At 52.1% G+C, this 13,327-nt stretch carries 11 protein-coding genes; all 11 read right to left on the bottom strand.

Annotated elements, in window-relative coordinates; all coding sequences use genetic code 11:
* Positions 1-16 precede the first annotated feature (16 nt).
* On the bottom strand, positions 17-1,186 hold the full coding sequence (locus BM412_RS03070; RefSeq protein WP_091213795.1) for a nucleotidyltransferase domain-containing protein: 1,170 nt from the start codon (positions 1,184-1,186) through the stop codon (positions 17-19).
* Positions 1,187-1,198: 12 nt separating this feature from the next.
* Positions 1,199-1,603: a lasso peptide biosynthesis B2 protein gene (locus BM412_RS03065; protein WP_091220126.1), complete on the bottom strand. Its 405-nt coding sequence runs from the start codon at positions 1,601-1,603 to the stop codon at positions 1,199-1,201.
* 37 nt (positions 1,604-1,640) lie between these two features.
* Entirely contained in the window at positions 1,641-1,943 is a 303-nt protein-coding gene (locus BM412_RS03060) for a lasso peptide biosynthesis PqqD family chaperone (protein WP_091213791.1), read from the bottom strand.
* A 2-nt stretch (positions 1,944-1,945) separates the two neighbouring features.
* Positions 1,946-2,887: an HPr kinase/phosphorylase gene (locus BM412_RS03055; RefSeq protein ID WP_256256095.1), complete on the bottom strand. Its 942-nt coding sequence runs from the start codon at positions 2,885-2,887 to the stop codon at positions 1,946-1,948.
* 83 nt (positions 2,888-2,970) lie between these two features.
* Positions 2,971-3,102, bottom strand: a complete 132-nt coding sequence (locus BM412_RS31755) for a paeninodin family lasso peptide (RefSeq protein ID WP_143111553.1) — start codon at positions 3,100-3,102, stop codon at positions 2,971-2,973.
* Positions 3,103-3,326: 224 nt separating this feature from the next.
* A complete protein-coding gene (locus tag BM412_RS03050) occupies positions 3,327-5,267 on the bottom strand; it encodes an asparagine synthase-related protein (protein ID WP_091213788.1) in 1,941 nt (646 codons plus the stop codon).
* Positions 5,264-6,508 (bottom strand): sulfotransferase family protein, encoded by a 1,245-nt coding sequence (locus BM412_RS03045; protein ID WP_091213786.1) that lies wholly within the window; start codon positions 6,506-6,508, stop codon positions 5,264-5,266. Before BM412_RS03045 ends, BM412_RS03050 begins: the two co-directional genes overlap by 4 nt.
* Before the next feature lie 40 nt (positions 6,509-6,548).
* Complete coding sequence (locus BM412_RS03040; protein WP_256256094.1) at positions 6,549-9,491, bottom strand: chitobiase/beta-hexosaminidase C-terminal domain-containing protein; 2,943 nt, start codon at positions 9,489-9,491, stop codon at positions 6,549-6,551.
* A 21-nt stretch (positions 9,492-9,512) separates the two neighbouring features.
* Positions 9,513-10,853, bottom strand: a complete 1,341-nt coding sequence (locus BM412_RS03035; protein WP_091213780.1) for a UDP-glucose dehydrogenase family protein — start codon at positions 10,851-10,853, stop codon at positions 9,513-9,515.
* 57 nt (positions 10,854-10,910) lie between these two features.
* A complete protein-coding gene (locus tag BM412_RS03030) occupies positions 10,911-12,281 on the bottom strand; it encodes a sugar phosphate nucleotidyltransferase (protein ID WP_091213778.1) in 1,371 nt (456 codons plus the stop codon).
* Positions 12,282-12,356: 75 nt separating this feature from the next.
* A complete protein-coding gene (locus BM412_RS03025) occupies positions 12,357-13,322 on the bottom strand; it encodes a polysaccharide pyruvyl transferase family protein (protein ID WP_091213775.1) in 966 nt (321 codons plus the stop codon).
* Positions 13,323-13,327: the final 5 nt, after the last annotated feature.

The following is a 13,327-nucleotide window of genomic DNA, read 5'->3' as shown; positions in this document are numbered from 1 at the left end:
AATAGGCTGGATCCTTCTATGCTTCCTGCCTCATTTGCCGCCATAACCAGACGAACGGCCTTAAGGGAAAGTATAGAAAATGCAATTGTTTCGGAAGCGGCATCGCCTCCGTATCCCTGAAGCTGGGATATAATTGTCCGACTATATAAACCGACTTTTGCCGGGTCGTTTTCAATGCAAATAAGTAACGTTTATAGGTTTTGGCCAATTCCTGGGAACTCGGCACTGGCGAGAAGGCGACGATATCCCGGATGAAATAGAGCGAGCGCTGAGCCAACTCGCGATGGTGGCTGCCAGTGATCATCGGTTTGGCTGGGCTTGGTATCGGCGTGCCAAGCAGTGCGGAAGCGAGAATTAGAGCCTGTCCTCCAAGCTGAAGGCATTCATAGCGTCGCATAAGCGAGATGAGCGTTTCAAAGTTCACACCTTGGCGCACCAACCGATCAATATCCGCCAGCCAGCGGAGCCTAAACCAGCCGTGACGGGCGCCGTGCGAGACCAAATACATGAAGAGATCTTCGCTCCCTAGCATATAAATCTCGTTTCTCGTAAGAGAACTGCGTCTCCTCCGTTCCCAAAGCTCCTCGAATGGGGGTTCTTTCCCCATGTCGGAATTGAGCCGCCAATGAAGCTCCACTTGAATTCTCGTTTGCGGGTGCGTATACGAAATATGATGCATCTTCCACTTCCAATTGAATAACCGCGGAACGTGACTATCGCTCTCATATCCGAGCTTGGTCAACATTTCTTCCGCCGTCTCCACGCTCTCCATAGGAACAAGAATATCTAAATCTTTGGACGTTCGGAGCGAGATATCGCCATATAGCAGATTGGCAAGCACGGGTCCTTTAAGAACCAATGAAGGAATCCCTTGGTCCAGGAAGGATTGGCACACAAGGTCCATTTCGCCGCTTAAACGGAGCATTTGAAACGTATTCCTACCGTAATCCTGATGGATGGCTTGCAAAACATCGGCAGGAATCCGGTTGTTGTTCTTCAGCTTCGAATACAGCTGCGGGTAAACGCGATGATGCCGGATCAGTTTCAGAAATTGATACCAATCGATGTCAGGCATCGATGGCTTGCCCCAATGCTGCGCCTGATCGGCATTCATCTGCATGAACGCCAGCATGATGTTTAATTCTTCAGGAAAAGCGCTTAGATCCAGGGTACGATTGTTCTCCATATTGGGACACCTTCATTCCTTTCCTTGCGTTTCGTCCGATCCGAATGAAGCCACCATCGTGAACATCTTCATCTCCTCGGCCCCGGTTACGTAGAATGGCCCGCTGCGCAGCCAGGCATGCGCGATCATGTTCCCCTGCTCGTCCCTCGCCGTACCTAAGTAGAGCGTGCTTTCGATCCGGCGTCTTTTCAGCATTTTGCTCGCTGCGATCGCTCTGACCATACACTGGCTTTCCCAGAGGGTATGACGGCTCATCAACTGGATCGCCTGCGCAATTAGGCGAATCGACTTTTCGTTTACCGGATCATGCGAGTGCGGGGTTTCGAACATGCGTCTGCCCAGCGATGGCGCGAGCCGAGAAAACGGTACGGCCTTCAATATACGAGCCCAGCCTAAGTAGAGGAACGCTTCGAGCATGAACCGTTTCTTCTCCGCAGGCAGAGCGAGAAACTTCTTAACGCTGCGCTTCAAGGTTCCGAACCTCGATCAGTGATTCCTGATGCAGCTTGCGAAGGAACGCGTCAACCTGTTCCTCGCAGGTTGTCCGTGTAACGTTGTATTCCTGCAGGAGCGTCTCTACCAATTCGCTGGCCGTAGCCGGTGTCGAGATGAGCTCCCAAATGCGGCCGCCAATCATGCCGAGATTATAATATTTGCCGCTATGAATGCTGAACATGACCTTCTCCCCATTCATGTCGCTCACAATACTGTCAGGCGACTGGGTAACCTGTTGTTCCGCCAAGTAAACTTTCGTCATGACTATATGCCTCCTTCTTCGATGGTGCGAATGATTTCTGATGCAAGCTCGTTCGCCGTAAATCCTGCCGTTGGCCGAATGAGCTGATAGACGTTAACCTGATCCGCCATGCCGGACGAAACCTTGAAATGCCACTGCTCCAGCCCTAAGCGCGGGACCAGCATGTTTCGGTACGTATGCATGAGCACGATACGCAACCGATCCAGATTGGACAACCGTTTGATTGAAACCGCAGCAGCCGATTGAGACTTCACCAGCTCGAACACGCCTGCAAGAGGAACCGCCTCGTTACAAAATCTTGAAAGCACCGGCACGGCGTACTTCGTCGTTTCCCGGTATACGGATTGGTAGTGCCCCGATGCCAAGCCCAGCTGATCAATGCTTTCCTGCCACAGCTTCTGCTGCGGATAGGCCGGCAGAACGACAAGCCTTCCGCCTTCTCCCGAGAAGGAAACCGCGATGACATCGTCGCTTATGAGCTCATATCCTTTGCTTACCAGCGTGGCTGCAAGCGTTGATTTGCCTGCTCCCGAATCGCCAAGAAACGCGTAGGCTTTGCCGTCTATCACGATGGCGCTTCCATGCAAAGGCAGCACATTGCGTATCATGAGCAGTGCGCCCATACAGGTACCCAGCAAATAGACACGTACTTTCTCCTGATCTGCGCCATCAAGCGGAGCCACCGTAATGCGATATCCGTCTTCAATGCAATAAATCGCCGTCTCCGGAATGAGGAACAGGAATCGGCCGTCTTTGTACATGAAATTGCTGCCGCCAAGCTGCAGCTCGTCCCATAACTTATCCGGTTCAGCCGCATGAATGATTACATCCGGATTCTCCCCCTCTTTCATCGGACCGGATACAGGTAGTTCGGGCAGCGGAATTGTACTCGATATCCACATACCGAAAGCCTTATATATCGTGTGTTCGCCGGCAGATATCAAATCAACCTCTCCTTTCTGGGCAATAACAAAAAATCCCTTATACAATCCACTTGCGCGGATTGTATAAGGGCGCTTGGACCGAACTAGCTCGGGTTATAGATATCCATATCGTCCGTCGTTACAAAGTCAATATTCGTCATCCCTTTGCCATACATCGTTTCGCTCACGTCAAGCATTTCAACAGTCGGAACTTGCCATTCTTTTTTGTTCGTCATGGTTTTTCACCCCCTCTCAATGGAGTTAACGAGTTTATAGTTATTTTAAAAGCGATCTAAAAGTAGGAGCTTCAGGGATCAGGGATGTGCCTGCGGCCGCTGTTGATACTGTGTTCTCTATCATGAGATTAGAAGGTAACAACACACTATCAAAGGCGGCGCGTAAACTCTCCGGCACATACCCTTTCTCCCTTATGCAACTTTTAGTTGCTTCATAAAATCTTCTAAAACCGTTTTAGGAACCGGTAGATGATCAGGCTGCGCATGAGCATTCTCATCTCCGGATGGAACGCGTGCTCCGGGCGAGGCGTATCGCCAAGCCGAGAGACGGCGTCCCGGATCCGGTTGACGTGCAGGTACTGGGCTGCTGCAGGATCCGTGCACAGCTGCCTCAGTTCATCGGTCAACGGCTTCCAGGATGGCGCGATGCGGTGCACCCAATCCGCTCCTTGAATGCCGCGAATGCGCTGGTTCAGCCTTACCTCGTCGGGCAAATAATGCTTTGTCGCCCTCCGGATAAGCGCACGATCCAAGCCGCCTTGCACATACTGTTCCACCGGGACCGAGAAGCAGAACCGCACGACTCTGGGATCGCAGGTCGGATCGCGTTCCCACGCGCCGTAACGCAAGGACAATTTCGTTGCCGACGCGCCGTTCTTGTTCCCGACAGCAAGATCTTGCATCTTCTCCTTGCGCAGCTCCAGCGGATCGCTGATTGTAGAGCCGTTCACGCCGATTCGATGCTCCTGCAGCTTGGCGAACACATCCGTTCGCCTGGCAAAATCGGGATGAATCAGCATCGTCGGAATCGCTTCCGGTTCGCTCGCCTGCTGCGAACGTTTAGCCAGAATCGGGAATGCCTGCTTGCCGATCACGGATAATAAGCGCGATCTGCTTATCCCTTTATTAGCGCTGTACAGCTGAAGCTCCCGCATGAATGCCAGCCATTTCAGCTTTCGGAGCAGCGTAGCGTAATAATAGAGCGCCGGCCCCCAGGAAACGGTGAAGTTTCCTCTTGCCCCGGTGAGCAGCACTCCTGCGCCTTGTCCGCCGGCTCGCTCGTGTATCCCTTTCAACCAGTAGGAATTCTCGAAGAATTTATAAGGCATCTCGAGCATGTCCAGCCACTCGTCTACTTCGGATAACGGGCTGATCCCTTCGAAATCCATCGCTTGGTGAGAAATGTTCCCTACATGCCGAACCGTGGCAGCAATGAACCGGCTTTCGTCGGCTGCTGTGCTGCTGGGCGTCCAATCGGTGAAATCGCCGGTTGGAATGTAGCTGTACGCATGCAAGGACTTCCCTTCCTCACGCAGAGCACGTGCGGCGAAGCTGGCGACGGAGCCGGAGTCCAGTCCGCCGCTTAACGTTACCGCCACTTGACGATGCGTGCGCAGCCTTGACCTCACCGCTTCATCGAATACCTCCCGGAATGCCTCTTCATACTCTTGATTCGAAGAGAGCCGAAGCATCGACCTCGGTTCCAAGGAACCGTACCTGCTGAGCGAAACGCGTCCATCCGCGACCGTTATCGTATGAGCAGGCGGCAGCTGATGAATGTTCCGGTAAGGCGTGGAGGTGACGTCCGTCGATTCGAACATCTCCGGAATGGCCATAAACTCCGCAAGCCACGGTTCATGAAGCGCTTTGACAACATCCGGCAAGGCGAATAACGGAGCAATCGTCGTGCCGAAAGCAAACCGATCGCGGCCGTGAACATAATACAGCGAGCGATGCCCCAGCAAATCCCTTGCACCGAACAGCTCCTGCTTCGCTTTATCCCAGATCACGAATGCGAAATCGCCAATCAGATATTCCGGAGCATGACGCCCCCATTTGCGATACGCTAGCAGAATAAGCTCGCAATCCGTAATCTTACCGCGATGAGCGGGATAAACCTGCAGCAGCTCAAACAATTCCCGGCGATTGTCGAGGATGGCGTCGGCAACGATTCCAAGCTTGCGCTCGGCATCGTAATAAGGCATTCGCTCGCCTACCGACTCGGGGGAGATCCACTTCGCCCGGCAGCCGAGGAAGACCGCGCCGTTCGTCCATGTTTGAACATCATCGGCATCGTACCGCTCCATGGCTTCCATCATTCCGCCGCTGTCCCTGCTGCTGATCGGATGCCCAGTATGCTGATAAATGCCGACAATCGCGCTCATTTGTTCAGCCTGCCGTTATTGAAGTAGTTCGAAGCCAGCTGGGACAGTCGATTGCCGAAAGGAATCAGCATTTTCAGCCGATTGGCTTTGCGCTTCATGGTGTCGAGCTGCAGTTTCAGCTGTCTGCGCTCTTTGGCGCTGTTCTCCAGACGTTTCTCAAGCATGCGCACGGTCATCTGCAATTGAAGCTCCTCCGGATGCAGCCATTTCTCATCATGGTACCGTTCCGGTATCACAATATTTTCGGATGTACCCGAATCCGTTCGCATCTCGTAATCCGCTTCCCACCTGCAGCCTGTCGCATCCGCCAGTTGCTTGGTGTACAGATCGAGTAGCTCCGCATCCGGTTCAAGTTCGAAGCGTACACCCGTGAGCTTCTCCGCTTCAGCCAGCTCCTCGCTGTACCCCAGATCATGAAAGAGTTGAGCGCCAAGCACTCGGCCGTACATTTCGATCTCCTGCTTGTCCAGCACGTCTTTCCAGATCGCGATGGAATCCCGATTCGCCTCCGAATGATTCGAAACAAACGGATCTCCTACCCCCATGCTGTAATACAAGTCAGACTTGGCGGTGTTTCTAAAGTTCCCGTACTGCTCCAGTCCCTCTTCATAGGCAACGCCCAGAAATCGGCACACCTCGATCATCTGCTCTCTCGGGTTCGTCACCAGCTTCTCGTAGGACAACCGGTGCGTGAAGGGATTAGCTTGAGCGAAGTAGCGGAAATAGCGGAACAACCCGATCGTCAGATCGGCAACCTTCATATCGAAGGCTCCGTTTCGCATGTCTTCCTTCAGATTGAAGCTTGTTCCCCGCTGTCCGTTCACCTTCTTATGGGAAGCGAGCACCGCGAACGGATTGCGAATGAGCCAGATCCGCCGAGAGTGCGGAAACAGAGCATCCAGAAACTCAAGCAGATAATAATATCTGGGCGACTTGTCGATCACCATCTCCGCTCCGGCGCTGCTTTGCATTAAGCCGTTATAGACCTGGAGGGCAAAAGCTCGGCAAGCCTGCTCAAAGCTGTGTTGAGGCAGAACGCCGTTATAGAACTGGTTAAGGATGCCCGTCCCGCCATAAGCGCGGCGCTGCGGCGATTGCAGATCATACAAGCTCATCAGGAACCACATTTCCTGGGTGGCGAACAATTTACTGTGATTTTGGAGCATAACCGTGGCCAGAGAGCTTCCGCTCCTCGGCGTACAAAGTAGAAAAACAAGGTTGTTGCCGCTCGAATCGACCAACGTGTACCTCCTTCAAGGTTAGGATTGCGAAGCAATCATCTTAGCCTTTATTGAAATCATAATAAAATTTCGCGCGCTCCCCGAGCATGACCTTATAGATGTCATAGTTCGTATCCATGATCGCTTTCAGATAGTCCTTGTAAGGGCGATCCGCGACATTGACCAGGCCGGAGTTGTAATGCTCGCCTCCTTCGCCCTGCCAGTACCTGCCAAGCCCTGCTTGATCCACGTAATTGAACACATGTGCACCGACTACATAAGGCAGCGTGACTGCACCTTCCACGTAATTCCGATAGCGCATGCCCCTTTGGAACTGGTTCACTGCGGAGTTCGGAAGGAGAGGCGCAAGCCCCTGCTCGCTTGTCCCATAACCGAATTCGCTGAACAGAATCGGTTTGTTGCCGGATAGATCGTAAATCTTCTTCAACAGATCGGGTTCAAGCTTATAGGTGTAATAGTTGATACTGATGACATCCACGTATTTGCCTTCCGCTTTGGCGAGCGCGCTGCTGATTTTCTCATTATGGAACGTTGTCGTAATCCATCGATCTCCCAGAAGGAGATGGTTCGGATCGTATTTCCGATATGCACGTGACACGGTTCCGAAGAACGTATCCAGATAGTAGTCGAAGAAGGCTTCCATATCGCGCCATGATTGGGAGGTTGAAACAGGCAGTTCCGCCTCCTTCATCTCGTCGAACGATTTGAATGTCGTCTTCCAATTGGCGTTGAAGGAGCTGATGGTTTGATATTTATCCTTCAGCCTCTGGACCAATTTCCCTTTCATGGCAGCCGAGCTCGCTTTGAGCTTGGGCACATTCGTATAAAATTTGTGAAAGTCGTATTCGTTATCGATAAAATAACCGATTAGATTCTTATCATTTTTGTTCGGCGTGAGCGCATTCTTGAATGCTTTATCGATCTGCTCTGCGGCATTCGGAGCAAAGATATCGAATAACGAGAGTCCATTGATTCGAGCCCATGCCATTCCGTTAAGCGGAAGCATCCTTACGTACGGAAGCTTGCCATCCTCGCCGTATTTCTCGGGCGAATAATTGCCTACGCCGTTAAAGCCCCACTTGGGAAGCCGGGTTACCGCTTCCGAGTAGATCGCATGCTCGGTCGGGAACACGCCTTTCTTCCGGAAAACATTCGCCACGTAGAACGAATAGTTATCCTTGCCGATATAAGCGTTTTTGTTGACGCCTTGATTCGGGAGAACGGATTCGAATTTCTGCTCCCGCCCGGCGATCCGGGTGTAGGTTTCATTGGCCGTCACGCCATTCACGGCTAAGCTGAAATAGAGGTTCCCATCCGGCGTCGTCATCACTTTGCGCTCACCCATTCGCTGGATCGCGAAGTAACCCTTGGCAGCCAAATTGTATTTCTTCGCGCTGCCGGCAAGTCCGCCGTATGGATCGCGGCCTCCCGGCGGCTTCAAACTTCCGTAGTAAGCAGCATCTGCCGCCGCATCCGCTGCCAGCTCTTTCTCATCGGTCACTTTACCCGTGAAATTCGCAGTCTTCATTTGACCGAACCGATCGACAAGGATCTCGCTGCTCGCGTTCACCGTAAACTTGCGAATTGGACTTGGCAGCCAGCCGTCTTTCACCGCGTACGTTTCCAGCACGTTATACCCTTGAAGCTGGAGCGGCTTCGAATAATACACGAAATCCGGCCCTTTGTTTAATCGATAGTAAATGCGCGCACCTTTCGTAATCGAGGTCAATTCGGTCTTCACCGAAGATTCGCTTCGGGAGGTGGCCAGCTTCACGGAAGCCGTGTTCTGATTAATGACAACCTTCGAAACTTGAGGCGACCAGGCTTTAGAACCGAGCAGCACGATTTTCAAATACCTCGAATGTTCGGGCAATCCCGAAGCTTCATACGCGTATTGCTGCCAGTTTCCCGTCGGATAGCCGACAGGGTTGATCGTCACGGGAATTTGCTTGTAGTCTTTTCCGTCCGACGAGACAAACAATCGATGCTCCTCCAGCGGGTTACCGGTAAAAAAGCTGCTGTAGACCGTAAACGATTGGATGTCGTAACCCGTATGGTACACCATGCTGCCGGGGGCACTCGTCGTACGCGCGAGCCGGCCTTTGTCGTTATCGAAGTAGCCCGGTTGGTTACTGGCTACATACAGATTGGCGCGATTGGCGAGCAGCTTGAAATTATCAAGCGGATCGATTAACCCAACCGGCGGCGCCAACTGAGGAGCAGGCACATATCGATAAGTCGATACGCCTGTCGCTGCCGACTGGCCCGTGCTTGAATGGCCAACAGCCGTTATTTGAAGCAGCAAATTTTGAACGACTGCAATTGGCGAGCTGTAATGCATGCGAGTCAGCGATGTCCTCGGGTCACTGCCATCGGTTGTGTAATAGATGGTTTCACCCTTCTCGCCTTGGTTCAGCATAACCATTCGGCCGTAAGGCACTGTCCCCGAAGGCACGCTGGTGTCTGCGCTGGAAGGTCCGTTTAGTACAACCTTCCCGATGGCAGGCGATCTTGCGATACTGCTGCCCTGGTAGACGACTTTGAGAAACTTCGTGCCTGCCGGGAACTTTCTCGATTCATACACGATGTTTACCGCTCCGCTGTCTACTTCGTGCCTATCCGGTATGACCTTGATATAGGTCACGCCGTCTTTGGAGATGTAGAATGCCGGATGGTCATAGGTCTTACTCCCGTTCGGCTGATAGTACGCGTAAACCGCGAAGGACCGGAGATAACCTTCCGCCTTGTACACCATGTTCTCACCTGAAACGCCGCTGCGTTTCACTCGGGTCGGATCCGAGGTTTCGCCCGGAGCCTTCGTCAGAAAGAGCGTATCGGAATGCTTGTATACCTGCTTCCAATCTCGCAGATGGTCGATTTCAATCTCATAGTAGGAAAGCGGAGCGGCATCTCCCGTAGCGGATAACGGTATCAAGCAGCCGAGCAGCCCATATAACAACAGCAATGAAGCATTTTTTCTCACAATAAAGGCCCTCTTCATCCTTTAGTAATGTAAAGCCAATACTTCCTCCTTGACGCCTTGATTCAAGCTGGGGCGGCCGATGGAATAGTAAATGAATGCCGTACCCGCCAAATCTTCTTCTTTGAACACGTTGCGGCCGTCAATCAGAATAGGCTTTCGCAGTACTGTTTGCAGCTGATTCAGATCCACGTGAATGAATTCATCCCATTCAGTCAACAGGCAGAGCGCATCTGCATCGGCTGCCGCTTCCAATGCTCCTTCGCACCAAACCACGCCGTTCTTGCCGTACATACGGCGGAAGTTCGGAATTGCGATGGGATCATAAACCTTCACCACTGCCCCGCTGTTCACCAGATGCTGAACGATCTCGAGTGCCGGAGATTCCCTCACGTCGTCGGTATTGGGTTTAAAGGATAATCCCCAGATGGCGATCGTCTTGCCGTGGAGGTTGCCCTCAAATATCGTTTCAAGTTTTCGGATCATTTTGAACCGCTGATCCTGATTGACCTCGACGACAGCACGAAGCAATTTGAATTCGTAATCGACATGGCCGGCAATTTGGATCAGCGCCCGCGTATCCTTCGGGAAACACGAGCCTCCATAGCCGATGCCCGCTTTCAGAAACGAATGGCCGATCCGGTTGTCGTATCCCATTCCTTGGGCGACCTGGGTCACGTCTGCGCCCACCTTCTCGCAGATGTTCGCAATCTCGTTAATGAACGAAATTTTCGTAGCGAGAAAAGCATTGGAGGCATACTTGAGCATCTCGCTGCTGCGAATGTCCGTCATCACGATTTGATCCGTCAGCGGCGCGTGCAGTTTGGCCATCGTGTCTGCGGCACTCTGACTGTCGGCACCAATGACGATCCGGTCCGGATGAAGCGTATCCTGGACGGCCGAACCCTCTCTCAAGAACTCCGGCAGCGAAATGCTGTCGAACTTTTCGCTCGTCAGGCGGCGGATCCGATCTCGCACGCGTTCGTTCGTTCCGACGGGCACCGTACTCTTCACGGCGATGATCTTATATCCGTTCATCGCTTCCGCAATTTCGTCGGCAGCCTGATCGATGTAAGACAAATCCGCTTCGCCGTTTGCCAAGGAAGGCGTCCCGACCGCGATAATCACAATATCCGACAGCTGAACCGCGCGCTGCAGATCGGACGTATAGCTCAGCTTCCCGGCAGCCATATTTTTAAGCGAAAGTTCCTGCAGGTTCGGTTCGTAAATAGGTATAGCTCCGTTTCGCAAAATATCGAGCTTGGCTTGATCCTTGTCTACGCAGATGACTTGATTGCCAAGCTCCGCATAACAAACCCCCGATACAAGCCCGACATAACCAGCACCGATAACCGTGATGTTCATCTTCAACAACTCCTTCGAATTTTCGGAGAAAACGCAGCAGCGAGAGCATTCGCTTCGTTATTTCGTACAGAGCTGCATAATTTCGTTCCAATCATGTTCAAGCCTTACAATGTCCTCTTCAATCAGCTGCGAACCGGTTTGGATTTCGATGATTTCGATATCCGCCAGCGCACGCAGGCTATGTTTGTTTTCCTTCGGTATCAGGAGGACGTCCCCGGTAGTAATGGAGAATCGCTTGCCGTTAAGCACCATTTCCCCGTGTCCGGCAACCACCGTCCATACCTCGTCCCGAAGACTATGGTATTGGTAGCTCAGATTGCTTCCCTCGGAAATGAAGATCCGCTTGGTCAGCACTTCCCGGCCATCCGGATAAGTCACGTAATCGAGCACCCGATAGCGTCCCCAGCGCCGCTCTTCGTACATGGGGCGCTGCTCCGAATGTTTCATGACATCCTTGATCTGCGGACTTGATGCTTTGTCTGCCACAAGAATGCCGTCCGGACTCGCCGCAACAATGACATCGGACAAGCCGAGCAGCGTAATCGGTACTTCCAGCTCGTTAATGACATGGGTATTGATCGAATCTGCCGTAATAATGCCTTTGCCGATCAGCGAGGTTTCGATTTCCTCCGTCAACGTATTCCATGTGCCAAGATCCTTCCAGGACCCGTCATATTGAATGGCAGCTATCCGATTCGCTTTCTCCACCACTTTGTAGTCGAAGCTGATCTTCGGCAGCTTGCTATACTGCTTCAACATTTCTTCGTACTGAATCGGCAGCCCGTTCACGATCAGAATGTTAATGATCAGATCCAATTTGAATGCGAAAACACCGCAATTCCACAGCGCATCCTGACGAATCATCTCTATAGCTTCAGCTTCGCTGGGTTTCTCGCGGAAGCTCTGAACATCCATGAACGTTTGAGCGGAGTCGTCGCTTTGCTTCGGAATGATATACCCGTATTTCTCCGACGGATATGTCGGTTTAACCCCCATCAGCGCTAAGTCGGCATCGGAGCTGGCAAGCACCTGCTCTAACTCCTTCAGCTTCTCGAAGAAGCCGATCTCAACGAAGGGATCTACCGGCATGACGACAATCGCTTCGTCAAGGCTCACGCCTTCGACCGAGTAGAGATAAGTGGCTGCAAGCGCGATCGCAGGAAATGTGTCTCTTCGTTCCGGCTCGACGATCAAGTTGATTTCATTCCCAAGCTGACTTTGAATCATCTCTACCTGAGGTTTGCTCGTCGTGACGTAAGCATGTTTCTGCAAGTCGGCTTCACCGATCTGCCCCCACACTCGTTGTATCATGGACTCCAAACGGTCATCGTCTTTTTTCAAGATTTTCAAAAACTGTTTCGACCGGGCGTCATTCGACAACGGCCACAGCCGTTTCCCCGATCCTCCCGAAAGCAATACGACTTTCATGATATACCTCCTTTAATTGGGAGTTTGACGAGAGTCAAACTCTCTCAGCTATTGCTAATAGGGAGTTTGACGGAGTCAAACTCTCTCTGCGCTCGTCTGCTGCGCCAATAGCTTCGCTGAGGTTATTCCATTCGTCCAGGTGCGATAGTAGCTGGAATTCTTTCCGTAGGAATTGTCCAGCAGGATGTTCGGCTTATCCATGAGACAAGACAGAATATGTCCATGAAGCCTTGAGGTCTGCACTTTCTTGTATTTACTAAACCGGTTAACGGCTTTGTTCACCAGATAGTCGGTGTATTTGCCCCAAATCATGCTTACAGGCAATTTCCCGTTGCTTGCTGCGGACATTTTGAAAATCGCGCGAATCGATTTCTGCTCAAATCCGCTGAACAGCGTCGCCCAATCCAGATAGTCGCCTTGGCCCGAAGCTTCAAGCCGCTCCTGCTCTGCCGTCTTCTCGATGTCGATGCGAAGGAAACAAAGCAATTCCTTATCCGGGTTCGTCTGGCTCCGAATCGGCCATAATTGATGCGCCATATCCGGAGACAGGTAGACATGGCAGGTCTTGAATTTGACGGTAGCCATCTCTTGCGAGAAGGTATCGCGGACATAAAGATGCAAGTCCTTATGCTGATTGAAGATACTTGCCGTCCGGTTGAATTCCGCCTCGCTCTTGTAGAAAATCGTCTGCGGCAGCATGACTACCCGATGGCCGGGATAGTCGGACACGATTTGCTCGCGCAGCCTCTGGTGAGCCGGATACAGATCACCGAAGTTCCCGCCGCCATGCAGCACGATAATATGATCCTGCGGAATCTTCACGCCGCTTGGGAAATCAAGCACGCTGTAACGCGCCATAACGCGAATATGATTATCTTTGAAGAACGCTTCAGTGCCTTTCATGATCAACAGATCTCCACCATTACCATGAACCGGATAGTCCAGGTAATAGATCTTGGAATGGGGCGGAATCACCTGCAAAATCTGCCGAAGCCGGTCCTTGAGCTCATCCATCGGATGAGCAAACTGTACGCTTTCCATTCATC

The organism is Paenibacillus sp. BC26, from assembly GCF_900116125.1.
In the GTDB taxonomy this organism is placed as follows: Bacteria; Bacillota; Bacilli; order Paenibacillales; family Paenibacillaceae; genus Paenibacillus_Z; species Paenibacillus_Z lignilyticus.
The sequence above is the reverse complement of the archived record's forward strand: the minus strand, read 5'-3'. Positions and strand labels throughout refer to the sequence as shown.

Coding starts and splice junctions, on each gene's coding strand:
- BM412_RS03035 (WP_091213780.1), bottom strand. CDS start 10,853: ATGAACATCACGGTTATCGGTGCTGGTTATGTCGGGCTTGTATCGGGG.
- BM412_RS03030 (WP_091213778.1), bottom strand. CDS start 12,281: ATGAAAGTCGTATTGCTTTCGGGAGGATCGGGGAAACGGCTGTGGCCG.
- BM412_RS03065 (WP_091220126.1), bottom strand. CDS start 1,603: ATGCTCGAAGCGTTCCTCTACTTAGGCTGGGCTCGTATATTGAAGGCC.
- BM412_RS03050 (WP_091213788.1), bottom strand. CDS start 5,267: ATGAGCGCGATTGTCGGCATTTATCAGCATACTGGGCATCCGATCAGC.
- BM412_RS03025 (WP_091213775.1), bottom strand. CDS start 13,322: ATGGAAAGCGTACAGTTTGCTCATCCGATGGATGAGCTCAAGGACCGG.
- BM412_RS31755 (WP_143111553.1), bottom strand. CDS start 3,102: ATGACGAACAAAAAAGAATGGCAAGTTCCGACTGTTGAAATGCTTGAC.
- BM412_RS03070 (WP_091213795.1), bottom strand. CDS start 1,186: ATGGAGAACAATCGTACCCTGGATCTAAGCGCTTTTCCTGAAGAATTA.
- BM412_RS03060 (WP_091213791.1), bottom strand. CDS start 1,943: ATGACGAAAGTTTACTTGGCGGAACAACAGGTTACCCAGTCGCCTGAC.